Origin of the sequence: Thiothrix litoralis (genome assembly GCF_017901135.1) — a bacterium.
GTDB lineage: Bacteria > Pseudomonadota > Gammaproteobacteria > Thiotrichales > Thiotrichaceae > Thiothrix > Thiothrix litoralis.
The window spans coordinates 1879459-1904650 of the sequence record NZ_CP072801.1; the positions used below are offsets into that span (position 1 = coordinate 1879459).

The window sequence follows — 25192 nt, forward strand, 5'->3', positions numbered from 1 at the left end:
ACGACCTGACAGTGTTAATATTGGAAAGGTATCAGAGTAAGAAGAATACCAGACATGCCCTATAAAATCGCGACTACCTATGAAAAGAAAGGATTACCGCATGACCGCTAAACTCGACCCTATTGCCGCCAGCCACGCCCTGCACGCCGATATGCAGCAATGGCGGCGCGATATTCACCAACACCCGGAAACGGCTTACGAAGAATTCCGCACCAGCGAACAGGTGGCGCAACGTTTACGCGCCTTAGGTTTGGACGTGCATACCGGCATTGGCGAAACTGGCGTGGTGGCCGTGCTGCACGGCAAGCACCCCGGCGACAAGCACATTGGGCTACGCGCGGATATGGATGCCCTGCCTCTGACTGAACTGAATACCTTTGCCCATGCTTCGTGCCACCACGGCAAAATGCACGGCTGCGGGCATGATGGGCATACCACCATGCTGCTGGGCGCTGCCACTATTTTGGCGCAAAACCCCGATTTTGCAGGCACGGCTTATTTCATTTTCCAACCTGCCGAAGAGAGCAATGCTGGGGCGAAGCGTATGATTGACCAAGGGCTATTCACACGCTTCCCGATTGCTGAAATCTACGGAATGCATAACTGGCCGGGGATTCCTTCGGGGCAATTTGCAGTACATGCCGGGGCAGTAATGGCTTCCACCGACAGTTTCGATATTGAGATCAAGGGGAATGGTGGTCACGCGGCGATGCCGGATACCTTTACCGACCCTATCCTGGTCGCGGGGCACATTATTACTGCCGCGCAAAGCATCGTGGCTCGTAACCTGAAACCCAGCAATGCCGGTGTCGTTAGCATTACCCGCATGGTTGGCGGCAGTGGTGCTTACAACGTCGTCCCGGAAACGGCTAGCTTACATGGCACAATCCGCAGCCTTGATCCGCAAGACCGTAAGCTGCTCAAGCAACGCCTGCAAACCGTGGTGGAACATATTGCGCAAGCCTTTGATGCCAGCGCCAGCGTGCGTTTTCTGGAAGGCTACCCGGCCACCATCAACCATCACGCCAATGCCGAAGCCTGTTATCAGGTCGCCACTGAACTAGCGGGTGAAGCTGGGGTGCAATGGAATCCGCCTCCCAGCATGGGCGCAGAAGATTTCGCCTACATGCTGGAAGAACGCCCCGGTGCTTACATCTGGATCGGCAACGGTGACGCCACCGAAAGCCGCGCCCTGCACAACCCGCACTACGATTTCAACGACAGTATCTTGCCACTAGGAGCAAGTTACTGGGTGCGGTTAGTGCAGCACTTGTGCCGTTAACATACCCACACCAACGGGGACAGGTTATTTGCCTGCTCCCGTGTGCAAGGCTTTACGCACAGCTTTCATAATGGGGCGACGTTGACCCACAGGCTTTTCCGGTTGGTAATCCAGTCGCAAATGCCACAACATCAACCCGCCCAAGCCATTTTGCTTGATGTAGTCGATTTTTTCTGTCACCGAACGTGGGTCATTGTAGGAAATGAACATGTCGTTGGCAGAGCCCGTATTATTGATACTCAAGTAGGCAGCCCGTGCATCTTTGTCCCAGTGGTAATAGGCCGGTTGGTAGTAGTTCTGCATCAGTTGAGCCACACTATCTAGCGGAGCGCCAGTGATCCAGTCCTGGGGTTGAGTCGTCCATGACTGTTTTGGCTGGGTTACACCATCGCTTGAACCAGTCACTACTCCACCTTTCCACAGGCGCATTTCGAGACTCACCCCCAACCCCAGCTTGCTGGCGGGAATGCCTGCCTCAAGATAGGTGTTGATACTAGCATCAATGGAAGGGTAAGAAGAGCTACTGGAATACAGGGCAGAGTCATGCCAAGTCTGCGTCAGATTGGTATCCACCATGTTGTAAAACATGATATTGATCTGATCAATCATATCCTGATGCCGAGCCAGCAATGTGGCTTCCCGGCCATCGGAACCGCCTGCAATCGTCAGCAAAGGCCGTTCCAGTAAAGGTGTTTTCTTGCCCTTGTCGATGTACTCCTGCTTCATCTTCGCATGGAGTTCGGTGATAAACAGTTCGTAATTGGAATTGACTGCCGATCCCCAAGGTGTAATGGGTTCCAAGTCAATGTCCAAACCATCGTAGCCTTCGTCCAGTATAGCCACCAGACTATTGATCAGCGTTTGCCGGTAGCCTGTATTAGCCAACACATCCCTGTAAATTTCCTGAGGTTCAACCACACTGAACAGGATCGGTACACTGTGGCTATGTGCAGCAGTAATAGCAGCCGCCCTTTTTGTTGGGTTAATATCCTCACTACCGCTCCCTTCAAACTTCAAACTGCCATTGGAGTTCAGATGCGCGGCAAAATGTACAATGTGCGTGACCATCTTCCAATCATCCTCATCCATAAAGGCAATGGAACCATCACTACTTTGCTCATAAGCAGGTAAATAGCCCGTGACCCAAGGTTTGGTAATTTTCTCACCCGCATTGCTGGTGTACGGCAGCACCCATACTGCGATGCTCAACAACAAAGCTGCCAGCGTTTTGACGGTCATGTGCATGGTTTATCCCCAATTCTAAAGCCCTGAAAACCTGTATATTAACTGAATACCGCATCCCATAAAACCAACGAATCAAGATTGCAGGCAAAAACAAGATTCTCTCTAAAATTTAATGTGCGAAATCCCCAAAATAATGGCACTCTTCGTGAACTACTCTACGAGTAGGCCACTCTAAGAAAACACCAGAAATTGGAAAAACGTGGCAAAAGCCCAAAAAACATAATTTTTACTAAGGAGCTATACATGAAAACCGTTACTTATTCACTGAGCGCCCTCGCACTGGCAGCGGCGTTATCTGCTTGCGGTGCCCCTATGAGCAACGCACAAACTGGCGCAATGACAGGTGCAGTCCTCGGTGGCGTTGCGGGTAACCAATTTGGTCAAGGTGAAGGCAAAACGGCAGCCACTATCGTTGGCACAATGGTCGGTAGTGCGGTGGGGGGTCAAGTTGGAACACAACAAGACCGTTACTATCAACAGCCTCAGCAACAGCCAGCACCGTATTACGGTCGGGGCTACTAAGCCTCGTTTCGACTGGCAACCTGCCATCCGGGTTGCCGGTTTTTCCCCGATCAGATTGATCGGATAAGGAGTGTCCACGATGAAAATGTTTATTAAAACCCCACTCGCAGTAGCCGCCCTATCATCTGTTTTGATGCTTGCCGGGTGTGTAGGCTCTGCCCCTATGAATAATGCACAAACTGGCTCAATGCTGGGTGCCGTCCTAGGTGGCGTTGCAGGCAACCAGTTAGGGGATGGGCAAGGCAAAACCGCTATGACCATCCTCGGTACGGCGTTAGGTAGCTACCTTGGCAGCCAGTGGGGAGCACAATTGGATAGCCGCGACCAACAATACCTTGGTCAATCCGTTTACAGCGGGCGTCCCGCAAGCTGGCAAAACCCCACCACGGGCAACCAGTACAATGTCACGCCCGGCCAGGTTTACCGCGCCAACGTCAATAACCAAAGCACGGTTTGCCGCCCTGTCAACATCGTCGGCACGATTGATGGCAGAAGCCAGAATATCCAAACACAAGCCTGTCAAGACAGCCGTGGTCAGTGGCAACTCAACCGCTAACCTATCCTGACTGACAGTAATTCCCTTACCCCATACCCTTTTTCACAGGGCATGGGGATCTGTATTACCAATATTCGCGTAAAGTCCCGTCCTCCAGGTCAGGGATATAAGCGTCTTTAGCTAACCTATCCGTTAGTCGTGCATCTCCTGCCTTTCATACCATTTCCCCGTTGTCACTCACGCCTAAACGGGTCATCATCGGCTGATGACTACCCCTACAACATCCCTCAAAACGCTATCGGTCAGAGTTCGTGTTGCGGCAGTATTTCCGCCAGCAGTCCGAAAGGTAGGGCAGGACTTGGAATAAGAGAATGGACGTGTGCCGAGTGTGGCACGCTGCACGACAGAGATGTCAATGCAGCTCGGAACATTCTCGCGGCTGGGCATAGCCGTCTCGTAGGAGGAATCCCCTTCCTTTAGGGAGGGGAGGATGTCAAAATCCATACCCTAACTGACAATAAGAGTAATGTATGGATATAGTTTATGTGCGCGACCTGCGCCTCGATGCCCGCATCGGTATTTACGAATGGGAAAAGCGCATCCTGCAAAAAATTCGCATTGATCTGGAAATGGGCTGGGATAACCGCATCCCCGCTGCCAGCGATGCCATCAAAGACACCCTCAATTACAAAACCGCCGCCAAACGTGTCATGGAACTTGTGGAAAGCGACCATTACGAACTGGTGGAACGGCTGGCAGAAACCATTGCCGACACCTTAATGCAGGAGCTGCATATCCCCTGGATGCAGGTCACAGTAGGCAAACCGGGCGCAGTACGCGGCTCCAGCGAAGTCGGTGTGAGGATTGAACGGGGAAATCGCCAATGGCAAGCGTCTACCTGAGCCTAGGCAGCAATATCGACCGCGAAGCCAACCTTTGTGTTTGTATGCAGCAGCTCCGGCACGACTTCGCCGATATAGTCTTTTCACAAGTGTATGAAACACCCGCCGTCGGCTTTGTGGGGGAACCCTTCCTCAATCTCGCGGCTGGTTTCACCACTGAGCTAACACCCAATGCTTTGAAACAGTACTTACGGGATCTGGAAACGGCACACGGACGCTTGCGGGGTGAGAAAAAATTCAGTGCGCGGACGCTAGATTTGGACTTGCTGCTCTACGACACACTGGATTTGCGCCCCGAACACAATCTGCCACACAGCGATATTCTGGCTTACCCCTTTGTGCTCTTTCCGCTGGCAGAAATCGCCCCCGAGGCGCTACACCCTGGCCTGAAACAGACCATTGCCGAAGTTGCGGGCAACTCAGCCTTGCCGCGCAACACCTTGAACATCATTCGACTGGATTGCAGCAACAAAAAACGCGCGTAACCTCAAACCGTAAAGCGAGTTTTTAACTGCTGGATAAAATGATCCAGACGCTTGTCGGGGTTACCATTCATACGCGTCTTGATGCGCCCAATCGCGGTATGCGTTTCCAGCGTTTCGGTGAATGTCACCCGCGTCCCGCCCGGCACGGCACTCAGTCGGACTTGGCGAGTGCCCTTGCTGCCCTTCTGCCTCAGGTCGAGCAATAGCTCTTTCAATGGTGTTTCCTTGATCTTGCGCAATACAACAGGCTGACCACCAGCGGCTTGTTCGACCCAACGCAAGCCTTCATCATCATCCAGCATTTGCATCTTGGCCAAGTCAGTACGCCAAAGTGCCTGCTGAGATAAATCACTTAACGCTTCCCAAACAGCATCAGCGGATGCCTTGATCAGCTCCACTCGCGTGACCTGCTGATAGGGGGACATCAAAAATCCCAAAAATAGGGGCATTAATACCAACAAAATACCAATGCTTATCACAATCCACATGATAGTGTGTTCCATCGCAGTTTTCGTAAACGCAAAAACCCGGCAGTGCCGGGCTTTTGAAAGAATCGCAGGAAACCAATCAATTACTTGATTTTGGCTTCCTTAAACATGACATGTTTACGCACAACCGGATCGTACTTGCTGAACTCTAATTTGTCCGGCGTAGTACGCTTGTTCTTGGTTGTAGTATAGAAAAATCCAGTTCCTGCGGAAGAAACCAGCTTGATTTTATCACGACCGCCTTTCTTAGCCATTCGCTGTTACCTCCGGTTGATTAAACTTTTTCGCCACGGGCGCGGATGTCGGCAAGGATGGTGTCAATACCCAGCTTGTCGATAATACGCATACCTTTGGTAGAAACGCGCAGACGCACCCAGCGTCCTTCACTTTCCACCCAGAAACGTTTCGCGTGCAGGTTAGGCAGGAAACGGCGTTTGGTTCTGTTGTTAGCGTGGGACACATTATTACCTGTGACCGGACGCTTACCTGTTACTTGGCATACACGAGACATCGGGATACTCCAGATCTGCGATTCTTAAACTCTAAAGGCGCGTGAGGATACCAGAAGCACCCTTTGCAAGCAACCCGACTGCGCCTTTTTTTCATAAGAGCAGTGCCTGTTCTGGTGCCGTTATCAAAGCCGGTAAATCAGGCAGTTCTGGCACTCGCTGCTGCAACTGGGTGTGGAATAACCGCGCCAGAGCTGGAGCCAAATGATTATCCGGGGTATGCAGGAAAATGCGCGGGCGCTTACCCTCCGCCAACCACCTCGCCGTTTGCGCCACCCAACGATCCAACCAGTTATGGTTGGCTTCCAGCACCGGGTGTCCAATGTAACGCAACACAGGCTGCGCTGCCGTCACATCCAGTTGTACCGGCAGACGTGGTTTGCGGCTTTGCGCTTCACGGGTTGCCGCATCCAGCGGTGCAGCCGCATGTAGTGGGCGGCTGTCAAAAATCACCCGATCCACCCCAAGGTCTTCCAGCAAGGCATTATAAGCAGCCCGCGAAGCCGCGTGGGTAAAAAAGGCCGGGTGACGCACTTCCACCGCATACTGGTAATCCCGAGGCAAACTACGCAGGAAACTTTCCAGCATCGACAACTCGCTGGGCGAAAACGTCGCAGGCAATTGCACCATCAGCCCATCCATCCGCTGCCCCAGTGGTGACAGACGATGCAAGAATTCCTGCGTCTCTTTCGCCGCGTGAATCAAATAATGCTGGTGGGTAATCGTGCGCGGGAACTTGAAGCTGAAACGAAAGCTCTCCGGTGTCACCGCCAACCAGCGGCTCACCATCTCGGCGGATGGCACGGCATAGAACGTCGTATTGCCTTCCACCGCATTAAACACCTGCGCGTATTGCGCCAGAAAGTCGGCGGGTTTGGCATCAGCACCGAATAAAGAACCTTTCCAGTGCGTGTTTGACCATAACGGTAAACCCAGATAATACGGTAGTGGCTGCATGGCTTGCCCCTAATACTTAATTATCAAAATCTTAGCATAAAATATCAAACAGTTACAACAAAGGGGACAGCAAGCGGGCGGCACTCTCCGCCAAACGTTGACGTTTACCCAAACGGCGGCGCTGCGATTCCGTGACTTCTTTCGCGTTGGCACACACTGTCAGAAAATCCTGCTCCAGTTTGCCCGCAATCTCCGTTCCGTAAAAGAACATATTGCCTTCAAAATTGAGGCGGAAACTGCGCTGATCCATATTCGCCGAACCCAGCGTGGCAAAATTACCGTCGATCATCATCGCCTTCGCGTGAGGCATCGCATGGTACATTTCAAACACCCTGACCCCCGCTGCCAGTAAATCATCAATAAAGGAACGCCCCGCATACAACACCAGCGGATGATCAGAACGCCCCGGCAACAACAAGCGCACATCCACCCCACGTAATGCTGCTGTTTGCAACGTCATCAGGATCGGCCGATCAGGCACGAAATACGGAGTTTCAATCCAGATACGCTGGCACGCCAAATTCATCGCCGCAAACAATACCGTATGAATCGCCTGCCAACGCTCATCCGCAGGCCCGCTGGCAAGAAACTGGGCGCAAATATTGCCCGCATCGGGAATCACCGGGAAATAGGTGTCGCTCACCAAATCTTCGCCGGTCGCGTGATACCAATCCTGACAGAACACTTCCTGCAAGGTATACGCCACCGGCCCCTGAATGCGAGCGTGCAAATCCTGCCACGGCTCACCCCTGCCCGCGTAGACATCACCCACGTTCATCCCGCCGGTAAAGGTCAGATTGCCATCAATAATGACGATCTTGCGATGGTTACGGTTGTTAAGGTTCAATTGACGGCTGAAGACATTCACCCTCAGGAAGCGCCCCACCTGCCCGCCTGCCGCCAGCAGGGGCGCAAAGAAACTCGCCTTGGCTTGCCGCGAACCCACGTCATCCACCAACAGCCTGACCTTGACGCCACGTTGCGCCGCCCGGCTCAAAGCATCGCGCAAACGGGTTCCGGTGTAATCGGTTTCCCAAATGTAATAGACCAGATGGATATGCTGAGTTGCCGCATCAAACGCGTTTTCCAACGCATCAAAGAGCGCGTCACCTTCGCGCATGACCTCGACTGCGTTGCCACCCAACGGGCCAATATCATCCAGCTTGTTAACCAGCGTCAGTAAGGAAGGGGAAATACCCGCGATGTATTGCTCACCATCGAGGTTAATCTGCACCCGTTCCAGCGCACGGGCAAATTTCTCCTCCACCTTACGACGTTTACGGCGACGCAAGTGCAGACGGGTCGTGCCAAACAGCCAAAAGCTCAGCAAGCCGATGAACGGTAGCAACACAATCACCAGCACCCACGCCAAGGTCGCGCCCGTCTCGCGGCGCTGCTGAACCACGATTGGTAACAGGATGGCAATGATGAACACGTCAAACAACAACAACCCCGTATTCAGCCAGCTTGTCAGGTAAGCAATCAAATCCGCCCCTTTCATCAAAAAACATTCCGCTATTACTGTAGGCGGATTCAAACATGAAATGTAGTTGTTTTTGACAGTCGGCGGCACACGTCCTACCGTGGGTTGGGCGTAACCTGATACAGGAGATCCCTCATGAACAGATACGATGTAGCCGTCGTGATGCATATCGACGAAGAACTTTCCGACATGGAAATCCACACACTGGAACATGACCTGTCCTTTTCCCACGGCATCCGCTCAGCGTGCATAAATGAACGCACGCGTCATCTAATGGTAGTGGATTATGATCCCGAGCAAGCTTACTCTTACGACATACTGAGTACTGTCCGGGATCGTGGCTACCATGCCGCCTTGATCGGGCTTTGAGCGAAAGACCACAGACACCGCCCGTCACACCAACCTTGGGGCAAGCCTTCCGTTATTGGCTAAAACTGGGTTTCATCAGTTTCGGTGGCCCTGCGGGGCAAATTGCGATGATGCACACCGACTTGGTGGAGCGCAAACGCTGGATTTCAGAGCAGCGATTTTTACATGCCCTGAACTTTTGCATGTTGCTGCCGGGGCCAGAAGCGACCCAACTAGCGATTTACATTAGCTGGTTGTTGCACGGTGTCGTCGGTGGAGTGATGGCCGGGGTATTGTTTTTCCTGCCTGCCTTTATATTGCTATCCTCATTAGCCGCCATCTACCTCGCGTGGGGAGATGTGCCGCTGGTGCAAGGCTTATTCTATGGGATAAAACCAGCGGTGGTGGCAATCGTGCTGTTTGCGGCGTGGCGCATTGGCTCGAAAGCCTTGCAGAACAACATCCTGTGGGGCATGGCAATCTTGGCTTTCGTCGCCATTTTTGTGTTTGATATTGGCTTCCCGTGGATTGTGTTGGCCGCAGCGCTGTTGGGCGTGATTGGCGGTAAAGTCATGCCAGATAAATTCAAAAGCGGTGGCGGGCACGGTGCATCCCACAAGCAATACGGCGCGGCAGTGATTGACGACCATACCCCTACACCCTCCCACGCCCAATTTTCATGGGCGAAACTCTGTGTGACGCTGGTGGTTTTCGCGAGCATCTGGGCGATAGCCATGTGGGCGTTGTCTGGCAATCAAGGCTTGGCAGCGATGGCCAGCTTCTTCACCAAAGCCGCGTTTCTCACCATCGGCGGGGCGTATGCGGTATTGCCTTACGTCTATCAAGGCGGGGTGGAACACTACGGCTGGTTGACCGGGGCGCAAATGATGGATGGCTTGGCGCTGGGTGAAACCACACCAGGGCCATTAATCATGATCGTCACTTGGGTTGGCTACATGGGTGCAGGTTTGGCTGGCGCGGCAGTCGCAACGTTTTTCACCTTCCTCCCCTCATTCCTGTTCATCATCGCCGCCGGGCCCGTGGTGGAAAGTACCCGTAATGACTTGAAATTTACCGCGCCACTCACTGGCGTGACTGCTGCGGTAGTCGGCGTCATCATGAATTTGGCGGTGTTTTTTGCATGGCACACTTTCTGGCCTAACGGCACGGGGGAAACGCCGTTTGCGCAACCGTTCGAGTGGTTTACGGTCATCATTGCAGTGGCGGCTTTTGTTGCCTTATGGAAATACAAAGCCGATATAATGCACGTTATCTCGGCCAGCGCAGCGATTGGCCTGACGTACAGCATGTTATTACCGTTATTTTAAGGAACTGCATCATGGAACGGACTATTACACCGCAAGATTTTGCCACGATTGCTGACACTGCCTTGGTGCTGGATGTACGCCGCAAGGAAGACCGCGAAGCCTCCCACGAAATGGTTGAGTGGTCATTCTGGAAAGACCCTGAGCGGATCGACGAATGGATGAGCGCCGTACCACGCATCCACGACGTGGTGATTTACTGCGTGCGCGGCGGTGGCGTCAGCAATAGCGTGGTGGATCGCCTGCAAGCCGACGGCGTGAAAGCACGTTTCATCGAAGGCGGTCTGGAAGGCTGGAAAGCATCCGGCGGTAAAGTCGTGGCAAAACCGGCACCAAAAGCGTAACCACAACCGCCAAAACGCCTTGGGCTAAGCAGAAGCCAGCGTCCGCGCCGCCAGCTTGCGGTAATATTCGGCGGAATACCGCAAATAAGCGCGTTCCTTCTCAGTCAGGGGACGTGCCTGTTTAACCGGGCTACCCACGTACAAATGACCACTTTCCAGTACCTTGCCGGGGGGCACGAGGCTGCCTGCACCGATAATTACGTCGTCTTCCACCACGGCAGCATCCAGCACGATTGCACCCATCCCCACCAAGCAACGATTGCCGATAGTACAGGCGTGTAACACGGCGCGATGCCCGATGGTCACTTCCTCGCCGATAATCAGCGGCAAACCGTCAGGGCGGGTGTATTCACCACCGTGGGTAACGTGCAGCACTGCGCCATCCTGCACATTGCTCAGCCGCCCGATCGTGATGCGGTTAATATCGCCGCGCACCACTGCACTAGGCCACACCGAAACGCCTTCTGCCAGCGTGGTTTGGCCACTGACGTAAGCCATGTCATCCACATACGCAGTAGCGTGAATATCGGGCTGGTGATTTTCAAAACGTTTAATGGTCATGGTAAAGATTTCCTCAACTAATGATGCGTTGCAGTATAAATTAATACAGCAGCTCTTGAAACAGGACGTTATAATCCTGATAACATCTCAAGTGCGTTAAATCAATTCATGTGGGAAGAGTTTCATGACGCAAAAAGATTCCAATTATTTTTCGCTAGTATCCCAATACAAAGAAATAAAAAAAAGGGCTGATAGCAAAGCGCAAGAACAGGTAAGGTGGGTCAGGAACCTGCAAGCCGCCAAAGGCAACGAGCAGATGCATCACTTGCGCATGATGCGACAAATCGGGAATGAGGCGGATGCGCTGTACCGGCAACTGGAGAAAATCAGCCAGGAAATTCACGTCCGTTATGATGATGTAGCACCGTATTGAAGAAGCCAAAACCATGATGACCCGCCGACACTTTATGACATCCACCTTACTCGCCTCCACCGCCAGCCTGCTGGGAATGCAAGGCAGCGCCTTGGCCGCCACCAGCACGCCCCGCGAGTGGTACATGCCCGACGAAGGTGAACGCCACACCCGCACCTGGATGGCATTCGGTGCCAGCGCGGCCATCTGGGGCAAGAAATTGCTGCCAGAAACCCGCCGCAGCCTTGCCACCATCGCCAACACCATAGTCAAATACGAACCCGTCACCCTGCTGGTGCGTGAAAACGAGGTCGAGCTGGCGCGGAAACTGCTGGATAGCAAAGTGGAACTGGTCGTATCAGCGCTGGATGATTTGTGGATGCGCGACACCGGCCCCGCCTTTGTCCTCACCGAACAGGGTCACAAGGCAGCGATCAATTTCAACTTCAACGGCTGGGGCAACAAGCAACAGCATGGGCAAGACAGCAAGGTCGCCGCCTTCATCGCCAAACAAGCAGGCGTGGAAGTCATTTCCACCAAGCTGGTGCTGGAAGGCGGCTGCTTTGAGCTGGATGGGCACGGCACTGCCATCATGACTGAAAGCTGCACGCTCAATAACAACCGCAACCCCGGCATGTCCAAAGCACAGTTTGAAGACACCCTCATGCCCTTGCTGGGGCTGGATAAAATCATCTGGCTGCCGGGCATCAAGGGCAAGGACATCACCGACGGGCACACCGATTTCTACGCACGTTTTGCCCGCCCCGGTGTAGTCGTCGCCGGTTACGACCCTGACCCGGCCTCCTTCGATCACGCCGTCACCCAGCGGCATCTGGAAATCCTGCAAGCCGCCACGGATGCGCAAGGCAACAAGCTGCAAGTATTAACGCTGGAAGGCCCTGAAACGGTACGCGAAACCTACGAAACCAAGGATTTCGCCGCCGGTTACATCGGTTATTACGTGTGCAATGGCGCAGTCATCATGCAGGAATTCGGCGACAAACAGGCCGATAGCAAGGCAAAAGCCACCTTACAAAAAGCCTTTCCCGGCCGAAAAATTGAGCAAATCAACGTGGATGGCGTTGCCGCAGGTGGCGGTAGCATCCACTGCACCACGCAGCAAGAACCAGCCTAAACAACCAGCGGTAACATTTCCCCGACAAGCGGTTGCCTCTGTACAACAGGGGCTAACCCTACGTTCATCTGATACTCCTCCGAGTGGCAGACTGGTATGATACCCTCTAAGGGATAGCCCCTTATATCCAATAATAGTAAAAATTGTCATTACCATACGAGGAGAGAATCATGAGCATCGGACATGCCATACAAAAAGGGTCATTAATTTACATTTATGACCAGCATGGAAAGCAAATCACTTCCATTTCAGCACCAGGGCGTTGGCCTGAAGATGGCCTAAAACACCACACATCCACGACCATCAGCGTACAAAAAGGCAGCCTCATTTACCGTTACGATGAAAGCGGCCGCATGGTTGGCAGACCACTTCCGGCACAGCCAGTCATGCTGGGTCATCAAGGCCAGCAATTGCTGTCAGCCTGATACTGCAACGTCATTAGCTAACCTAGGGGCGTGAATATCACGCCCCTGCGGTTTTTCACCAGCCTTAATCGCGTGGTACTTTCCACAATAACCACGCCCCCAAACCAAACAGCAACAACACTGCCAGCAAGCCCAAACGTGGCGAACCTGTTAACACACCGACCCAGCCGACCAACAACGGCCCCAATACCGCCGCAAACTTACCCAGCATATTGTAGAAACCGAAAAATTCCGCCGCCTGTTCCGCCGGAATCAAACTCGCATACAAGGAACGGCTCAACGCTTGCACCCCACCCTGCACCAGCCCTACCGATGCCGCCAACAGGTAAAACTCCTGCGCATTCTCCATCCGCGAAGCCATGATAGTAATCAGCACATAGCCCGCCAGACCAGCCAGAATACCGCGTTTCGCCCCCCATTTATTGCCCACCCAGCCAAACACCAAGGCCGCCGGGAACGCAATGAACTGGGTAATCAACAAAGCCGTAATCAAACTATCATCGGCAAACCCCAGCGCCTTGCCATAATCCACCGACATCAGGATAACCGTATCCACCCCGTCGATATAGAACCAATACGCCAGCAAAAACAGCCATACCACCCGTAACTGGCGAATATGCCGAAAAGTATCCCGCAACTGCCCCACCGACTGGCGCAACAACACCGGCAACGACGGGCGCACCGCCTGTGCTGGCGCACGTTCCCGCACCCACAACCACAACGGAATTGAAAACAACGCCCACCAAGCCGCCGTAATCCCGAATGCCCAACGCACTGCCGCCGTTTTATCTACCAAGCCAAACCATTCCGGCTTCAAAGTCAGCAACACACACACCGCAAACAGCAAACCACCGCCCAAATAACCCAGCGCATACCCCAAAGCGGATACCCGGTTAAAATCTTTTTCCTCCGCCACATCCACCAGCAGCGAATCGTAGAAAATGTTTGCCCCCAAAAAGCCCACCACCGCCAGTACAAAGGCAAACATTGCCCATTGCCACTGGCTTTCACCGACCAGCGTCAGCCCCAAAGTGGCACACACCCCCAAGGTAACAAAGGCCGCCATCATCGGCTTTTTAATACCGCCCTGATCCGCCACTGTCCCCAAAAAAGGCGCAAGCAACATGATCGAGACACTCGCCAAAGCATTCGCCGTGCCCAGGTGCAAGGTAATATCTTCCGACGGCAAACCATTCGCCCAATATTTACGGAAAAAAATCGGAAAAAACGCCACCATCACCGTGGTGATAAAGGCCGAATTCGCCCAGTCATAAAACGCCCACGCCCAGCGCTGGCGAGTCGTAGTGGTAAGATTCATCACTCCCTGTTCCCCTTTATCGGTATAAATCGGCTAAAATAGTGATAAATCAATAATACCCAAAACGCTAGGAGAACATCATGAAATTAGAACAACGGTTCAAGCCCGTAACGTGGGCGTGTGCTTGCTTACTCATCACGGCAGCCACTCTGAACACCCCGGTCGCCGCCGTCGACAAAGGGATTTACGATGGCGAGTGGCGCAGTCAAAGCCCCGATATTTCCCTGAAAATCACCCCGCAAGATGCCCGTTTCACCATTAACGGCAAAACCTACACGGACTCGACACCTGAGTTTTTCTACGGGCAGCTCGCGACTTACCCCTTCCTGTACCTGCACGCGGATGAAGCCTCCAGTGACCCGGCCTATGCGCAAAACGAACACCGTCTTTATCTGATCATGGGTGAAGACGACAATCATACCCAAAGCCTGCGAGGTTACTACGATGATGCCAAAATCCGTGCTGACCACTACGGCACGGTAGAGAGCCAGTCGTACCCGATTGACATGGCGCGGGTGGGTTCCGCCCCCGGCATACAAGTGCCGCCGCCCAAAGGCAGCGTAAAATAACCTTACGTCAGTAACACCACGCTTGTCCCAGCGCTCACCCGGTCAATGTCGAAACGCAGCTCGCAATATTCCTGCTGTTCGCACACCGGGCTGGGGTCATCCGCACAACAACTTCCGGCAATTACCCCGGCGTAAAAAATGCCCGTTCTGACCTGAAGCAGGCTGGGGGTTTCCGCCACATCCAACACCATAACGGTCATGGCATCGCCACTCACATGGCTGCTGTGCGCCATGCCTGCCTGCAAGGGTAAAGCCGCTGTTCCCAACGCCTGCACTTCCTGCTTAAAAACGTTCTGGAAATCTTCCGAACCCCATGCCGCCAACGCCTTGTTCAATACCATCACACCCACCTTATCCATCCCAATAACCACGGCAATAGCACCGACGCCACAAACGCCGACAAGGCCATTGCCAACCCGGCAAACGCCCCCATTTCGGCACTCACCTGAAACGCCCGCGCCGTACCAATACCATGCGCTGCTACGCCCATCGCAATGCCGCGCACGCTATCATCGCGGATACGCATCAAATCGAACAGCTTGGTTCCGAACACTGCCCCGACAATTCCCGTCATCACCACCAGCACCGCCGTCAGGGAAGGAATACCGCCGACCCGTTCCGCAATCCCCATCGCCACGGGTGCAGTCACTGATTTGGGCGCAAGCGACAGTAAGGTTTGCGCATCCGCCCCCAGCAACCATGCAATGCCAACGGCACTGCCACCGCCGACCGTCACCCCGACCAGCAGTGCCACCAACACCGGCAACCACAGCGTTTTCAACTTGCCGAACTGCCGGTACAACGGAATCGCCAACGCCACCGTCGCAGGCCCTAACAGGAAATGTACAAATTGCCCCCCAGCGAAATAATCCTGATACGGCGTATTGGTCAGCAATAACAACGCAATCAGCAAGCCCACCGCCGTCACCACTGGGTTCAGCAAAGGGTTAAACTGCGCCCACACATAAACCCGATACGCCAGCCCATAGGCAATCAGGGTAATCGTCAAACCGAGCAATGGCGAGGCGGACAAGTACACCCATATTTGTGCCAGATTATTGTCAGGCGTCATCGGAACCCCTCTTACCCATGAGGCGTTGCACCCCTTGCATCACCAAGGCCGTAGCCGCCAAGGTAATCAGCGTACCGAACAGCAGCGCCGCACTGATCGGCAGCCATTGATGCCCAATCCGCCCGAAATGCACCATTACCCCCACGCCCGCAGGCACAAACAGCAAGGACAAATGACTCAGCAAGGCACTGGCGGCCGGTTCCACCACCTGCTCCAACCCATTGCGCAACAATAGCGTCAGGAACAGCAATACCATGCCAATCACCGGGCCGGGCACGGGCAGGTTCAATAAACGGGCGCTCACTTCGCCCACCAGTTGGTACACCAGCAGAATGGTGATGCCATTTAAAAAGTTAGGGGACATGAGCAACCATCCTTTGCATACTCTGCATCAACGACGTTTTGAACGCGGCATCACCCGCGAATAGTTTGTAAAACGCTAGATCATCCTTGCGCCGCTGCAACATGACTTCTTTGAAGAGTTTCTCAAACGCCAGATGCTGGTTATGCGGGTCGTGTTCATTTTGGTACTTGTCGTGAAAATCGGGGTGTGACTTGATGGACTCCGCCATACTGCATAAACGCACCCGCTGTTCTTCCGGCGTAGCACTCCAACCCTGAAACCAACGTTCGTTGAAGGTGCGAATAATGTCATCCAAGGTATCAGTATCGCCCCCTGTATCATACGCTCCGCGTGGATTGGGGTTTGGTGGATCTAATGCCGAGGCCACAGCATCCAGGGCAATGGCATGGTTCAACTTCACCCGTTGCAAACCGTAAGTGCTCAAATCCACCGAGTTCAGCAATTCATCCAGCAATTCGGCATCAGGGTCAGCGACTTTTAACTTCGGAATCAAGAACTTCAAAAACCAGAACAGCTTTTCCCACATCACCCTTTCATACGGCATGATGGAAGCCATTTGTCCGTAAATTTTCACGAACTGCTTGGCTTTGATCTTGAAATCCACTTTGGCATTGTTGTCGAGTTCCAACTCGCGGTTAAAACGCTCAGCCGCTACATCAATCACAGTACTTAAGGTTTGCGCGTCTTCATTGTTGAAATAGCGCGTCACAAAGTTCTCCACCTCATCCCATTCGTAAACGCTTACCGCATCCAGCTCATCTTTCAGATCGTTCAGCACATTGATATTCGTGGCTTCCGACAAGGAGGTCGACGTATAGAACGGGTCAAAGGCCGTCTTGATGTCTTCGGCCGTATTGAAGAAATCCAGCACGAACAGGTCTTCGGTTTTCTTGCCCCACTTGGGCGAGGAACGGTTGAGGCGCGACAGGGTTTGTACACACAACACGCTGGCGAGTTTCTTATCCACATACATGGCGCACAGCTTGGGCTGGTCGAAACCCGTCAGGTATTTGTTCGCCACGACCAACAAGCGGTATTCATCGGTATCGAATTTGTCCTTGGTATCGGCTTCGGCAAAACCATTCACGTCAGCTTCGGTGTACTCAATACCATCCACGGTTTTACTGCCCGAAAAGGCGATGAGGGCTTTGAACGGGTTGCCTTGTTCTACCAGTAAGCGGGTAATGGCTTGATAGTAACGGATGGCGGTTTCAATATTCTGCGTGACCACCATCCCCTTGGCTTTGCCCTTGAGCTTTTTGGCCGTCACGACCTGCGGGATGAAATGCTCCAGCATGATCTCAGCTTTGGTGTTGATGGTGTGCTGCGAACGCTCGACGTAAGCACGCAGCTTTTTCTGCGCCTTTTTGGTGTCAAAGTGTGGATTGTCGGCGATGGATTTCTGGATTTCGTAATAACTTTTGTAGGTGGTGTAATTGGCGAGTACATCCAGAATGAAGCCTTCCTCAATCGCCTGTTTCATCGAATACAAGTGGAAGGGCTGGAAAGATCCGTCGGATTGTTTTTGCCCAAACTTTTCCAGGGTGGTGTTTTTCGGGGTGGCGGTAAACGCTAAGTAGGAGGCATTGCCACGCATCTTACGCGAACGCATCGCTTGCAGGATTTTTTCCTGGGCATCTTCGCTGTCTTCGTCTTGGCTTCGACTTCGCTCCGCCACCGATCCCATTGCGCGGTTCATATTGTCATGCGCTGAACCGGATTGGGAACTGTGAGCTTCGTCGATAATCACCGCGAAACGCTTGTCACTGAGGTCGGCAATCCCATCAATAATGAATGGAAATTTCTGGATAGTGGTGATAATGATCTTCTTGCCGCCTTCCAACGCCGCCTTCAGCTCTGATGACTTGTGGGCGTGGGCAATGATGTTTTTCACCTCGGAAAATTCTTTGATGTTATCGCGCAATTGCTTGTCCAGCAGGCGGCGGTCTGTCACCACAATCACGGAATCGAATAGGGGTTGGGTGCTGCCAGCGGCATACACTTCAATCAGTTGATACGCTGCCCACGTAATCGAGTTGGATTTGCCCGAACCGGCGGAATGTTGAATCAGGTAGGTTTGCCCTGCCCCATGCGTGGCGGCATGGTTGATCAGCTTACGCACCACATCGAGCTGGTGATAACGCGGGAAATACAAAGTGCGCTTGTCTAACGGGTTTTTGCTACTGCCATCCAGCCGCACAAAGTGCTGGATAATATTGACGAGGCTTTCCGGCGCGAACACCTCTTCCCACAGATAGGCGGTTTTATGCCCGTGCGGGTTGGGCGGATTGCCCTGCCCTTCGGCGTGGCCTTTGTTGAAAGGCAGGAAGAAGGTGCTTTTTCCCGCCAGTTTGGTGGTCATGTAGACCTCATCGGTATCCACCGCCATGTGTACCAAACAACGCCCAAAAGTCAGCAAAGGCTGTGTGATGTCACGGTCTTCGCGGTATTGCTTTTGCCCGTGGTAGCGGGCGGTTTGCCCTGTCCAGGCATTTTTCAGCTCCAGCGTGATCAAGGGAATGCCGTTGAGGAACAACACCATGTCGATTTCTTGCAGCGGGTTGGCGCTGGAATAGCGTACCTGGCGAGTGCAACTGAACAGATTGGCGGCAAACTGTTGCTTTACCTTGGCGCTGCTGCTTGCCAAGGGCGCGGGGTACATCAGGTGAAAGTGGGCATCATCGACACTCAAACCCTTTTTCAGCATGTGCAGGATGCCGTGTTTTTTGATCAAACGGTCGAAGCGTTCCTGAATTTTGCGCTGCCAATCACTTGGGCTGTGCTTTTGCAGCCTTGCCAATTCCTCGGCTTGCGTGGTTTGCAAAAACTGCCAGAAAAACTGCTCATCGAGGGCATACTGTTTATTGAAACGGCTGGGGTTGCCGATTTGGTAGCCACTTCCCGTTAGCTTAGCGGAGCCGAAGCCAACATTATACAGACCAGCAGTTTCACCCAGCTTCTTCCATTCTTCCGAAGAAATACCGCACAGGTGTTTTTCGATCGCGGCTTCAAATGCCTGTTCGTTGGTTTGACTTGCCATGTTTGCCCTTTAAACTGAAACCCAATTGCGAAACAAGTTGTTGCGTAATTGTACTGTAACCCGTGCGCTTGTTGGGTAGATTGTTGCAGACTTCATCATAACCCCCTAGGATAAACATGAAGGGCAAGTCAACTAGAAGTGCAATCTGGACGAGGCTAATGCAATGAAACAAGCGTGTAAATACAACATCATCCGTTTTCAGCCCTACCCTGAAACACAAGAATTTGCCAATATTGGTATCGTCTTGTACGCGCCTAAATCCCGTACTTTTACCTTCCGGCTGTTGACAGCCAACCGTCACGGGCGTGTTACACAATTTTTCGACACGTTGGACAAAGCAATCTTTCAGAATGCCGTAATGCTGGTGCGCGATGAGCTGAAACGTATCCAACGCATGATGGCAACGATGGAAAAGCCTGAAGCGTTGTATGACGAGTTGGTACGCCCGCGTGAAGATATTGTTGCCTACAGTGGGCACTATGTGCGCTTTACTGAAGATCCTGAAACCACGGCAGATGAACTGTTTGAGCATTACGTTCATCACAGTTTTGCCCATCAGCAAGGGCATGAAGATCGGATGAAGGCAAGCATTGCCAAGTTACTCATCTCTCATCAGTTGGCGGCACGCTTCAAAGATCGCACGCTAGGTAATGCGTTGTATGAAGTGCGCTTGCCTTTTGTGACGGAGAGAAACAACCCGACCATCATCAAGCCAATTCATTTCTGCCACCCGCAATCTAAACAACTGCTCAATCACGGCTTACAGTGGAAAGCCACCATGCAGCAATTGTTTCGGATGAAAGTGGCTACGCCTGAACAAACGCTGTTTACTTATAAAGCTCCAGAGCGTGATACAGGTATTTTGCGCGATGCTTTTGAAGAAACCCGCATCCAGATAGAAGAACTCGGTATTCGGATGCTGGACATTGAGGAACAGGAACGTATCACTGCGTTTGCGCGTGAAGCTGTCGCTTGATTTTGGAGGGGTTGCCGATGTGGTAGACGGAAATACCGCACAGGTGTTTTTCAATCGCGGCTTCAAATGCCTGTTCGTTGGTTTGACTTGCCATGTTTGCCCTTTTGACTTCCTCCCCTCCCTAAAGGAAGGGGATTCCTAATTCATCGAGAACAGGACAACGACACCGAAATGCCATCACCACTAACATTCTCTCCAAAGGCTAGCACCGCCAGTCCGGCGGCTAAAATGTTTACCGCTGCATTCACGTCACGGTCATGGGTTGTGCCACATTCCGGGCATTCCCAAGACCGCACGTCCAGCGGCATGTTTGCTTTCACGAACCCGCAACAGGAACAACGTTTGCTGGACGGGAAAAACCGCCCGATCTCAACGTATGTCCTGCCAGACCAACCAGACTTGTATTCAAGCTGTCGGGTAAATTCGCCCCAGCTTGCATCAGCAATGTGTTTGGCTAGTTTCGGGTTCTTTATCATGTTCTTCACAGCAAGATTTTCAGCACAGATCACTTGGTTCTCGTTAACTAATCTGCGGGACAACTTGTGCAAGTTGTCCGAACGGCAATCGGAGATTTTCGCGTGAACACGGGCAACCTTGCGTTTAGCTTTCAACCTGTTCTTGCTACCGAGTTTTTTCTTGGCAAGACGGCGTTGATACTTCGCCAGTTTAACCGCGTGTTGGGCGGTATGACGGGGATTGCCGGACTTGAAGCCGTCGCTAGTGACGAACAAATCCTTGATGCCCACGTCAATGCCCACCTTTTTATCGGTGACAGGCAACAACGTGGGTTCAAATTCACACAGGCAAGACACGAAGTAGCGTCCGGCCTGATCTTTGGAAACAGTAACGGTGGTCGGGTCAGCAGGAAGCTGACGGCTCCACTTGATAGCCAACGGCTTGTCACACTTAGCCAGTTTCAGTTCACCGTTTTTAAAGGTGAAAGCTCGGTAAGTAAACTCTGCCGACTGGCGGTGTTTTTTGGATTTGAAGACAGGGTATTTTGCCCGGCCTTCAAAGAAGTTCTTGAATGCGGTTTGCTGGTTCCGCAAGCATTGTTGCAGCGGAACACTGGAAACATCATTCAGGAACAGGGACACAGGGAGCTTCTTGATGGCGGTCAATCTGGCGTTTGCGCCCGTATAACCGACTTTTGCCTGAGACTGGTAATACGCATCAGTGCGGTAACGCAAGATGCTGTTGTACACGTAACGCACACATCCGAACGTCTGAGCCAGCAGCTTTTCTTGCTGCTGGTCAGGGTAGAATCGGAATTTATAGGCGCGTTTCGTTTTCATGTTTCACCTTTTACTACATATCATGTGAAAGTTAAATAACTAAAGGTAGCCTAACGAAAAGAGGAGCGAGAACAGGGTCGGCTAACGCCGACGCGCTATCCCTCCCCGACCTAAAGGACGGGGTATCTCGCGCAAGATAGATGAATTGTCGTCAGTCTCTTGCCAGAACTCTGCCTCGATCTCTTCCACACTAGGTAAGCTGGGCTTTAAATCGTTGGGTAGCGACTTGGTTAATTGATATTCGGATACACCAATCGGTTTGTTGATGTCGCTGAGTGCGTATTCCACTACCATCCGATCTTTGTTTTTGCACAGCAGTAAACCAATGGTTGGCTCATCGCCGGGGCGACGCAACTGCTCATCGACGGCTTTGATGTAAAAATTCAACTTTCCTGCGTGTTCCGGTTCAAAATCGGTGATTTTCAGTTCGATGACAAGATGGCAATGCAGGCGTGTGTGGTAAAACAGCAAGTCCAGATAGAAATCGCGCTCGCCTACCGTGATGGGTACTTGCTGCCCCATGTAAGCGAAGCCTGAACCCAATTCAAGCAAAAATTGGGTGATATGCTTCACCAAACTTTGCTCAAGTTCGCGTTCGTTGTAATCCTTGCTCAAGGTTAGGAAATCAAATACATACGGGTCTTTGATGGATTGTTGGGCTAGATCGGACTGGGTAGCAGGCAAGGTTTGTGCAAAGTTGGTGGTGGCTTTGCCTTCACGTTGCCATAAACCGGACTCGATTTGGTGGACGAGAACGGCACGACTCCAACCATGAACCAAGGTGTTTTGTACGTAATACAAGGCTTCGGGGCAACTTTGACTTTTGCTAATGATGGCGAGATTATGCCCCCAAGGTAGCTGGCATAATTGCGAAACAAGCTGTTGCGCAATTGCGTTATCACCCTCTGTGGTTTCAGCCCAATAACTTCTCCACTGACGGATCAACTCCAGATTACGCTTGGAGAAGCCCTTCACCGCTGGAAATTCCGCCATCAAGTCTTTGCTCAATTGGGTTAGAAAACCATCACCCCATTGAGTTTGTTGCTGTTTGGCTAGAATTTCACTCCCTAGATGCCAGTAAAATTGCAGCAGTTCTTGATTGACCTTGATCACGGCTTTTAGCTGGGCTTGATAAAACTGCTGTTTTAGCTCTCGAACCCAGTTGATGTACTGGGTATCTTTGATCGCTTTGCTCATCACGGACTCCCCGCCATTGCCACCATTTCCGACGTGACCCTAATCTTACCCGTCACCGCGCTGTTAATCAGCGTGGTTTTATACTCCCGCAACTTCTCGATCTGCTGCTGTTGTAATGACAAGGCATCATCAATTTTTAGAAAAGAACTTCTAATAAAATTAATTATTTCTTTTTGTTCATCTATACTTGGCAATGGCATATAACAATTTTGCACTGTATTTAAATATACGCCAGGTTGCGCCGAAAAACCTGCATTATTCCATAAATAAGCTTGGAAAGCAGGACTTCTCATAAAGTAAGCAAGAAACTCATTATTACACCGAGAATTAACACGGATAGTAGATAGGCTTCGTTGCGTAACAAACTCTTCTTCTATCTTTTTTATAATAGCCACTTTACCTAAAGTTGCACCCACGATCGCAAGTTGAATATCATCCTCTTGAATCAAAAATTTAGAACTTATTTCTTTAAAATGCTTAAAAGACACCCGACTATCATCTTCTCGAAAAAAGAATGCATCATTAATAATATTTCTCACACTTAGTAACCTATAACCTTCTTCCACTCTGGGATAAGATCCATGAGTACCATCGTATATAAACTTACATGCCAACTTTAGTTTTAGGCACTCCCAATGCGCCGGAATCTCCCCAATCCACTCCACCCCTGAGTTTTTCATCGGCACAGTCGGGTCTAAGCCTTGGGTAACAGCTTGTTGGATAAGGATTTGCTTGCGCTCTTTCAATAAGGCGATTTGCTGCTCTTTAATGGCAATGGCTGCGTCGATTTGCGCGGTTTTTTGGTTGAGGAAATGGGCGATAGCGGTTTGTTCTGTAATTGGCGGATATGAAACCACGTAACCATTAATATCCGATGGAGCAATATGGGGTATCATTGGGTCTGTCTTGGCAGTATTAACCCAATCTAAAAAACGAACAGATGCAATATTCCAAAATAAAAATCTTGGCACAAGATTTCCTTTAGCTCTTAATCTCGCAACCCGTTGAAGCAATAAAAGAGGAAGATCATCTACATTAATCTGACAAAAATTCTTACCGACTTTTGAACCATCCATTCCTATTAAAATATCACCATCACACAACACATATTTTTTAAGCTCTGACGTAACCTCTGACCAATAAGCCGTATCTTTCCAATCAAGGCGACCTTCTTTTACATTGATGCCACGAGTCAACTTTACTCCTTCAGTTAAATATTTTCGGCTATTAAAAGGATAGCCAGTCAATAATTCTATATCGGCTTTGATTCTATTCACAGTCCAATGAGATGGGATTTTGCCGAGCCATTCGATGCTGGAGTTTTTGTAGGTTTCGTATTTGGGGAGGGTTTGCAGAGTCATGGTTGTTCCTCATGGGCATTGTGCTGGAGTTGCGCCTGTACCTTGATGCGCTCCTGTTCCAATTCGCGCTTGAGTTCTTCTTCGGTCGGCAGGTATAGCAAGTATTTGGCGGCAAACAGTTGCGCACTATCCGTCAGCACCGAATACTTCACCACCGCCTCACTTTTCTGACTGCACAAAATCAAGCCAATGTAATAGAATTTGCCGATTTGCCGCTCCAAAGCCCGCACACTCCAATGATGATCAAGGGCTTCCAAGGAACGCAGCGATTTATATTTAACCTCATCAAAATCGTCCCTTAACATCAACTTTCTCCAGCCATGAATCTGGCACGCTCAACCAGCCCCGCCGCCAATCGGTAATCATGCGCCAGCATTTGCTCCAGTAACGGGCTGATGGCGTCTACCAAACCTTCCTGTTTGGCAACCAACAACAAGCCGACAGTTCCCAACACACTGATATGCTCGCGTTTGGCAACCGCTCGCCCACGCTTTTCATCCATCAAAACAGGACATCGGGACTGCCTAGCCAGCAAAATGGCTTGGGTTTCACCGTCATCCAGACCAAAATCGAGGTAATCAGTATCATCCTGCGCAATATCACCAACCACCTGTACATGCTGCGCCACAAAATCTGCAATCCTCTGGCTATCTTGCCGATGCGCCAACGTCGTCGCTTCCAACAATACCGTTTCAGGAATCCTGATGGTCTGGTAACGCTGCACCAGCAAATGCAAACGGTCGATTTTCGCCAGAATAACCAACGGCCCAGTATCCGCAACGATCAGCGACTTCACAACGCAGCCGCCTCAAGCTCTGCCTCCAGTTCATCGGGCGAGTAATCCACCACGGGTATACCGATACGGCTCAAATGTTCTGAGAACAACACATACGCCATACCCGCCATCTTGGCAGCTTTGCCTAATGATAAAACGCCTTCCTTGAACAAATGTTCGGCCAAGGCAACCCTAACCCCCCGATCCAGCAAAGTGTCAGTAAATGGCAAGGCAACCATAATTGGCTGTCCCCGTTTGGTAATCAGTGACACATGCCCGATCTCTGCCTCACGGGTCAATTCACCACTGCGCTCACGCAAATCACGGATAGAGAAAGTTTGCATAATCCAGTACCTTTTTCGCTTA

The 25192-nt window shown here is 51.7% G+C and carries 33 protein-coding genes; 14 read left to right on the top strand and 19 right to left on the bottom strand.

All coding sequences use genetic code 11. The features are described 5' to 3' along the window. Nucleotides 1–100 precede the first annotated feature (100 nt). Entirely contained in the window at nucleotides 101–1282 is a 1182-nt protein-coding gene (locus tag J9253_RS09070) for a M20 aminoacylase family protein (protein ID WP_051542594.1), read from the top strand. 24 nt (nucleotides 1283–1306) lie between these two features. Here the strand turns inward: J9253_RS09070 and J9253_RS09075 are convergent, their stop codons facing one another. Beyond that, a complete protein-coding gene (locus J9253_RS09075; protein WP_210224272.1) occupies nucleotides 1307–2527 on the bottom strand; it encodes a glycosyl hydrolase family 18 protein in 1221 nt (406 codons plus the stop codon). Between the two features lie 243 nt (nucleotides 2528–2770). Here J9253_RS09075 and J9253_RS09080 point away from each other — a divergent pair, with 243 nt between their 5' ends. The 5 genes from J9253_RS09080 (at nucleotide 2771) to folK (ending at nucleotide 4932) form a co-directional block, all read left to right on the top strand. Then, complete coding sequence (locus tag J9253_RS09080; RefSeq protein WP_210224273.1) at nucleotides 2771–3049, top strand: glycine zipper 2TM domain-containing protein; 279 nt, start codon at nucleotides 2771–2773, stop codon at nucleotides 3047–3049. A 79-nt stretch (nucleotides 3050–3128) separates the two neighbouring features. After that, entirely contained in the window at nucleotides 3129–3605 is a 477-nt protein-coding gene (locus tag J9253_RS09085) for a glycine zipper 2TM domain-containing protein (protein WP_210224274.1), read from the top strand. A 138-nt stretch (nucleotides 3606–3743) separates the two neighbouring features. Then, nucleotides 3744–4025 (top strand): zinc ribbon domain-containing protein, encoded by a 282-nt coding sequence (locus J9253_RS21310; RefSeq protein WP_407701790.1) that lies wholly within the window; start codon nucleotides 3744–3746, stop codon nucleotides 4023–4025. A gap of 50 nt (nucleotides 4026–4075) precedes the next feature. After that, a complete protein-coding gene (gene folB, locus J9253_RS09095; protein WP_210224275.1) occupies nucleotides 4076–4447 on the top strand; it encodes a dihydroneopterin aldolase in 372 nt (123 codons plus the stop codon). Continuing rightward, complete coding sequence (gene folK, locus J9253_RS09100) at nucleotides 4429–4932, top strand: 2-amino-4-hydroxy-6-hydroxymethyldihydropteridine diphosphokinase (RefSeq protein ID WP_210224276.1); 504 nt, start codon at nucleotides 4429–4431, stop codon at nucleotides 4930–4932. Before folB ends, folK begins: the two co-directional genes overlap by 19 nt. A gap of 2 nt (nucleotides 4933–4934) precedes the next feature. Here folK and J9253_RS09105 read toward each other — a convergent pair whose 3' ends face one another. The 5 genes from J9253_RS09105 to cls all read right to left on the bottom strand — a co-directional run bounded on the left by J9253_RS09105 (nucleotide 4935) and on the right by cls (nucleotide 8387). Continuing rightward, nucleotides 4935–5420: an SRPBCC family protein gene (locus J9253_RS09105; RefSeq protein WP_210224277.1), complete on the bottom strand. Its 486-nt coding sequence runs from the start codon at nucleotides 5418–5420 to the stop codon at nucleotides 4935–4937. A gap of 83 nt (nucleotides 5421–5503) precedes the next feature. Continuing rightward, entirely contained in the window at nucleotides 5504–5674 is a 171-nt protein-coding gene (gene rpmG, locus J9253_RS09110) for a 50S ribosomal protein L33 (RefSeq protein ID WP_028487722.1), read from the bottom strand. A 20-nt stretch (nucleotides 5675–5694) separates the two neighbouring features. After that, entirely contained in the window at nucleotides 5695–5931 is a 237-nt protein-coding gene (gene rpmB / locus J9253_RS09115; protein WP_028487721.1) for a 50S ribosomal protein L28, read from the bottom strand. A 91-nt stretch (nucleotides 5932–6022) separates the two neighbouring features. Next, nucleotides 6023–6886 carry a DUF72 domain-containing protein gene (locus J9253_RS09120; protein ID WP_210224278.1) on the bottom strand — a complete coding sequence of 288 codons (864 nt, stop codon included), beginning with the start codon at nucleotides 6884–6886 and terminating at the stop codon, nucleotides 6023–6025. A gap of 52 nt (nucleotides 6887–6938) precedes the next feature. Next, nucleotides 6939–8387: a cardiolipin synthase gene (cls, locus tag J9253_RS09125; RefSeq protein ID WP_228291554.1), complete on the bottom strand. Its 1449-nt coding sequence runs from the start codon at nucleotides 8385–8387 to the stop codon at nucleotides 6939–6941. A gap of 117 nt (nucleotides 8388–8504) precedes the next feature. Between cls and J9253_RS09130 the strand changes: the two genes are divergently transcribed. From J9253_RS09130 to J9253_RS09140, 3 genes are read left to right on the top strand one after another with little or no spacing between them, the layout of a single operon-like run. Next, nucleotides 8505–8738: a heavy-metal-associated domain-containing protein gene (locus tag J9253_RS09130; RefSeq protein WP_210224279.1), complete on the top strand. Its 234-nt coding sequence runs from the start codon at nucleotides 8505–8507 to the stop codon at nucleotides 8736–8738. Next, complete coding sequence (gene chrA / locus J9253_RS09135) at nucleotides 8735–10045, top strand: chromate efflux transporter (RefSeq protein WP_210224280.1); 1311 nt, start codon at nucleotides 8735–8737, stop codon at nucleotides 10043–10045. Before J9253_RS09130 ends, chrA begins: the two co-directional genes overlap by 4 nt. Before the next feature lie 11 nt (nucleotides 10046–10056). Further along, a complete protein-coding gene (locus J9253_RS09140) occupies nucleotides 10057–10386 on the top strand; it encodes a rhodanese-like domain-containing protein (protein WP_210224281.1) in 330 nt (109 codons plus the stop codon). Between the two features lie 24 nt (nucleotides 10387–10410). On the opposite strand, the gene J9253_RS09145 is transcribed toward J9253_RS09140, so the two are convergent. Continuing rightward, the gene (locus J9253_RS09145) at nucleotides 10411–10947 is read right to left on the bottom strand and encodes a gamma carbonic anhydrase family protein (RefSeq protein ID WP_210224282.1); all 537 of its coding nucleotides are present in this window, start codon (nucleotides 10945–10947) and stop codon (nucleotides 10411–10413) included. 124 nt (nucleotides 10948–11071) lie between these two features. Here J9253_RS09145 and J9253_RS09150 point away from each other — a divergent pair, with 124 nt between their 5' ends. The 3 genes from J9253_RS09150 (at nucleotide 11072) to J9253_RS09160 (ending at nucleotide 12859) form a co-directional block, all read left to right on the top strand. Beyond that, on the top strand, nucleotides 11072–11320 hold the full coding sequence (locus tag J9253_RS09150; protein WP_210224283.1) for a hypothetical protein: 249 nt from the start codon (nucleotides 11072–11074) through the stop codon (nucleotides 11318–11320). 34 nt (nucleotides 11321–11354) lie between these two features. After that, nucleotides 11355–12434, top strand: coding sequence for an agmatine deiminase family protein (locus tag J9253_RS09155; protein ID WP_228291555.1), 1080 nt, complete (start codon nucleotides 11355–11357; stop codon nucleotides 12432–12434). A 170-nt stretch (nucleotides 12435–12604) separates the two neighbouring features. Then, on the top strand, nucleotides 12605–12859 hold the full coding sequence (locus J9253_RS09160; protein WP_210224285.1) for a hypothetical protein: 255 nt from the start codon (nucleotides 12605–12607) through the stop codon (nucleotides 12857–12859). A 64-nt stretch (nucleotides 12860–12923) separates the two neighbouring features. On the opposite strand, the gene J9253_RS09165 is transcribed toward J9253_RS09160, so the two are convergent. Next, nucleotides 12924–14177 carry an MFS transporter gene (locus J9253_RS09165; protein WP_210224286.1) on the bottom strand — a complete coding sequence of 418 codons (1254 nt, stop codon included), beginning with the start codon at nucleotides 14175–14177 and terminating at the stop codon, nucleotides 12924–12926. A gap of 80 nt (nucleotides 14178–14257) precedes the next feature. Here J9253_RS09165 and J9253_RS09170 point away from each other — a divergent pair, with 80 nt between their 5' ends. Beyond that, the gene (locus tag J9253_RS09170; RefSeq protein ID WP_210224287.1) at nucleotides 14258–14746 is read left to right on the top strand and encodes a hypothetical protein; all 489 of its coding nucleotides are present in this window, start codon (nucleotides 14258–14260) and stop codon (nucleotides 14744–14746) included. 2 nt (nucleotides 14747–14748) lie between these two features. On the opposite strand, the gene J9253_RS09175 is transcribed toward J9253_RS09170, so the two are convergent. From J9253_RS09175 to J9253_RS09190, 4 genes are read right to left on the bottom strand one after another with little or no spacing between them, the layout of a single operon-like run. Continuing rightward, complete coding sequence (locus tag J9253_RS09175) at nucleotides 14749–15105, bottom strand: hypothetical protein (RefSeq protein ID WP_210224288.1); 357 nt, start codon at nucleotides 15103–15105, stop codon at nucleotides 14749–14751. Then, nucleotides 15087–15818 (bottom strand): LrgB family protein, encoded by a 732-nt coding sequence (locus J9253_RS09180; protein ID WP_210224289.1) that lies wholly within the window; start codon nucleotides 15816–15818, stop codon nucleotides 15087–15089. The genes J9253_RS09175 and J9253_RS09180 overlap by 19 nt, the downstream gene beginning before the upstream one ends. After that, complete coding sequence (locus J9253_RS09185) at nucleotides 15808–16182, bottom strand: CidA/LrgA family protein (protein ID WP_210224290.1); 375 nt, start codon at nucleotides 16180–16182, stop codon at nucleotides 15808–15810. The genes J9253_RS09180 and J9253_RS09185 overlap by 11 nt, the downstream gene beginning before the upstream one ends. After that, nucleotides 16172–19222: a type I restriction endonuclease subunit R gene (locus J9253_RS09190; RefSeq protein WP_210224291.1), complete on the bottom strand. Its 3051-nt coding sequence runs from the start codon at nucleotides 19220–19222 to the stop codon at nucleotides 16172–16174. Before J9253_RS09190 ends, J9253_RS09185 begins: the two co-directional genes overlap by 11 nt. A gap of 163 nt (nucleotides 19223–19385) precedes the next feature. Here J9253_RS09190 and J9253_RS09195 point away from each other — a divergent pair, with 163 nt between their 5' ends. Further along, complete coding sequence (locus J9253_RS09195; RefSeq protein ID WP_210224292.1) at nucleotides 19386–20198, top strand: DUF3037 domain-containing protein; 813 nt, start codon at nucleotides 19386–19388, stop codon at nucleotides 20196–20198. Here J9253_RS09195 and J9253_RS21150 read toward each other — a convergent pair. The 7 genes from J9253_RS21150 to J9253_RS09225 all read right to left on the bottom strand — a co-directional run bounded on the left by J9253_RS21150 (nucleotide 20167) and on the right by J9253_RS09225 (nucleotide 25170). After that, nucleotides 20167–20292 (bottom strand): hypothetical protein, encoded by a 126-nt coding sequence (locus J9253_RS21150; protein WP_266097383.1) that lies wholly within the window; start codon nucleotides 20290–20292, stop codon nucleotides 20167–20169. The genes J9253_RS09195 and J9253_RS21150 overlap by 32 nt on opposite strands. 49 nt (nucleotides 20293–20341) lie before the next feature. Further along, a complete protein-coding gene (locus tag J9253_RS09200) occupies nucleotides 20342–21493 on the bottom strand; it encodes an RNA-guided endonuclease InsQ/TnpB family protein (RefSeq protein WP_210224293.1) in 1152 nt (383 codons plus the stop codon). Nucleotides 21494–21574: 81 nt separating this feature from the next. Beyond that, entirely contained in the window at nucleotides 21575–22690 is a 1116-nt protein-coding gene (locus tag J9253_RS09205; protein ID WP_210224294.1) for a PDDEXK nuclease domain-containing protein, read from the bottom strand. After that, complete coding sequence (locus J9253_RS09210; protein ID WP_210224295.1) at nucleotides 22690–24051, bottom strand: restriction endonuclease subunit S; 1362 nt, start codon at nucleotides 24049–24051, stop codon at nucleotides 22690–22692. Before J9253_RS09210 ends, J9253_RS09205 begins: the two co-directional genes overlap by 1 nt. Then, entirely contained in the window at nucleotides 24048–24356 is a 309-nt protein-coding gene (locus J9253_RS09215) for a PDDEXK nuclease domain-containing protein (protein WP_210224296.1), read from the bottom strand. The genes J9253_RS09210 and J9253_RS09215 overlap by 4 nt, the downstream gene beginning before the upstream one ends. Further along, nucleotides 24356–24847, bottom strand: coding sequence for a DUF3368 domain-containing protein (locus J9253_RS09220; RefSeq protein ID WP_210224297.1), 492 nt, complete (start codon nucleotides 24845–24847; stop codon nucleotides 24356–24358). The genes J9253_RS09215 and J9253_RS09220 overlap by 1 nt, the downstream gene beginning before the upstream one ends. After that, nucleotides 24844–25170: a type II toxin-antitoxin system prevent-host-death family antitoxin gene (locus J9253_RS09225; RefSeq protein WP_210224298.1), complete on the bottom strand. Its 327-nt coding sequence runs from the start codon at nucleotides 25168–25170 to the stop codon at nucleotides 24844–24846. Before J9253_RS09225 ends, J9253_RS09220 begins: the two co-directional genes overlap by 4 nt. Nucleotides 25171–25192: the final 22 nt, after the last annotated feature.

Excerpts from the sequence above, each read along its gene's own strand:
- J9253_RS09070 (WP_051542594.1), top strand. The coding sequence starts at position 101 with ATGACCGCTAAACTCGACCCTATTGCCGCCAGCCACGCCCTGCACGCC.
- J9253_RS09075 (WP_210224272.1), bottom strand. The coding sequence starts at position 2,527 with ATGCACATGACCGTCAAAACGCTGGCAGCTTTGTTGTTGAGCATCGCA.
- J9253_RS09080 (WP_210224273.1), top strand. The coding sequence starts at position 2,771 with ATGAAAACCGTTACTTATTCACTGAGCGCCCTCGCACTGGCAGCGGCG.
- J9253_RS09085 (WP_210224274.1), top strand. The coding sequence starts at position 3,129 with ATGAAAATGTTTATTAAAACCCCACTCGCAGTAGCCGCCCTATCATCT.
- folB (WP_210224275.1), top strand. The coding sequence starts at position 4,076 with ATGGATATAGTTTATGTGCGCGACCTGCGCCTCGATGCCCGCATCGGT.
- folK (WP_210224276.1), top strand. The coding sequence starts at position 4,429 with ATGGCAAGCGTCTACCTGAGCCTAGGCAGCAATATCGACCGCGAAGCC.
- J9253_RS09105 (WP_210224277.1), bottom strand. The coding sequence starts at position 5,420 with ATGTGGATTGTGATAAGCATTGGTATTTTGTTGGTATTAATGCCCCTA.
- rpmG (WP_028487722.1), bottom strand. The coding sequence starts at position 5,674 with ATGGCTAAGAAAGGCGGTCGTGATAAAATCAAGCTGGTTTCTTCCGCA.
- rpmB (WP_028487721.1), bottom strand. The coding sequence starts at position 5,931 with ATGTCTCGTGTATGCCAAGTAACAGGTAAGCGTCCGGTCACAGGTAAT.
- J9253_RS09120 (WP_210224278.1), bottom strand. The coding sequence starts at position 6,886 with ATGCAGCCACTACCGTATTATCTGGGTTTACCGTTATGGTCAAACACG.
- cls (WP_228291554.1), bottom strand. The coding sequence starts at position 8,387 with ATGAAAGGGGCGGATTTGATTGCTTACCTGACAAGCTGGCTGAATACG.
- J9253_RS09130 (WP_210224279.1), top strand. The coding sequence starts at position 8,505 with ATGAACAGATACGATGTAGCCGTCGTGATGCATATCGACGAAGAACTT.
- J9253_RS09140 (WP_210224281.1), top strand. The coding sequence starts at position 10,057 with ATGGAACGGACTATTACACCGCAAGATTTTGCCACGATTGCTGACACT.
- J9253_RS09145 (WP_210224282.1), bottom strand. The coding sequence starts at position 10,947 with ATGACCATTAAACGTTTTGAAAATCACCAGCCCGATATTCACGCTACT.
- J9253_RS09150 (WP_210224283.1), top strand. The coding sequence starts at position 11,072 with ATGACGCAAAAAGATTCCAATTATTTTTCGCTAGTATCCCAATACAAA.
- J9253_RS09155 (WP_228291555.1), top strand. The coding sequence starts at position 11,355 with ATGACATCCACCTTACTCGCCTCCACCGCCAGCCTGCTGGGAATGCAA.
- J9253_RS09160 (WP_210224285.1), top strand. The coding sequence starts at position 12,605 with ATGAGCATCGGACATGCCATACAAAAAGGGTCATTAATTTACATTTAT.
- J9253_RS09165 (WP_210224286.1), bottom strand. The coding sequence starts at position 14,177 with ATGAATCTTACCACTACGACTCGCCAGCGCTGGGCGTGGGCGTTTTAT.
- J9253_RS09170 (WP_210224287.1), top strand. The coding sequence starts at position 14,258 with ATGAAATTAGAACAACGGTTCAAGCCCGTAACGTGGGCGTGTGCTTGC.
- J9253_RS09175 (WP_210224288.1), bottom strand. The coding sequence starts at position 15,105 with ATGGATAAGGTGGGTGTGATGGTATTGAACAAGGCGTTGGCGGCATGG.
- J9253_RS09180 (WP_210224289.1), bottom strand. The coding sequence starts at position 15,818 with ATGACGCCTGACAATAATCTGGCACAAATATGGGTGTACTTGTCCGCC.
- J9253_RS09185 (WP_210224290.1), bottom strand. The coding sequence starts at position 16,182 with ATGTCCCCTAACTTTTTAAATGGCATCACCATTCTGCTGGTGTACCAA.
- J9253_RS09190 (WP_210224291.1), bottom strand. The coding sequence starts at position 19,222 with ATGGCAAGTCAAACCAACGAACAGGCATTTGAAGCCGCGATCGAAAAA.
- J9253_RS09195 (WP_210224292.1), top strand. The coding sequence starts at position 19,386 with ATGAAACAAGCGTGTAAATACAACATCATCCGTTTTCAGCCCTACCCT.
- J9253_RS21150 (WP_266097383.1), bottom strand. The coding sequence starts at position 20,292 with ATGGCAAGTCAAACCAACGAACAGGCATTTGAAGCCGCGATTGAAAAA.
- J9253_RS09200 (WP_210224293.1), bottom strand. The coding sequence starts at position 21,493 with ATGAAAACGAAACGCGCCTATAAATTCCGATTCTACCCTGACCAGCAG.
- J9253_RS09205 (WP_210224294.1), bottom strand. The coding sequence starts at position 22,690 with ATGAGCAAAGCGATCAAAGATACCCAGTACATCAACTGGGTTCGAGAG.
- J9253_RS09210 (WP_210224295.1), bottom strand. The coding sequence starts at position 24,051 with ATGACTCTGCAAACCCTCCCCAAATACGAAACCTACAAAAACTCCAGC.
- J9253_RS09215 (WP_210224296.1), bottom strand. The coding sequence starts at position 24,356 with ATGTTAAGGGACGATTTTGATGAGGTTAAATATAAATCGCTGCGTTCC.
- J9253_RS09225 (WP_210224298.1), bottom strand. The coding sequence starts at position 25,170 with ATGCAAACTTTCTCTATCCGTGATTTGCGTGAGCGCAGTGGTGAATTG.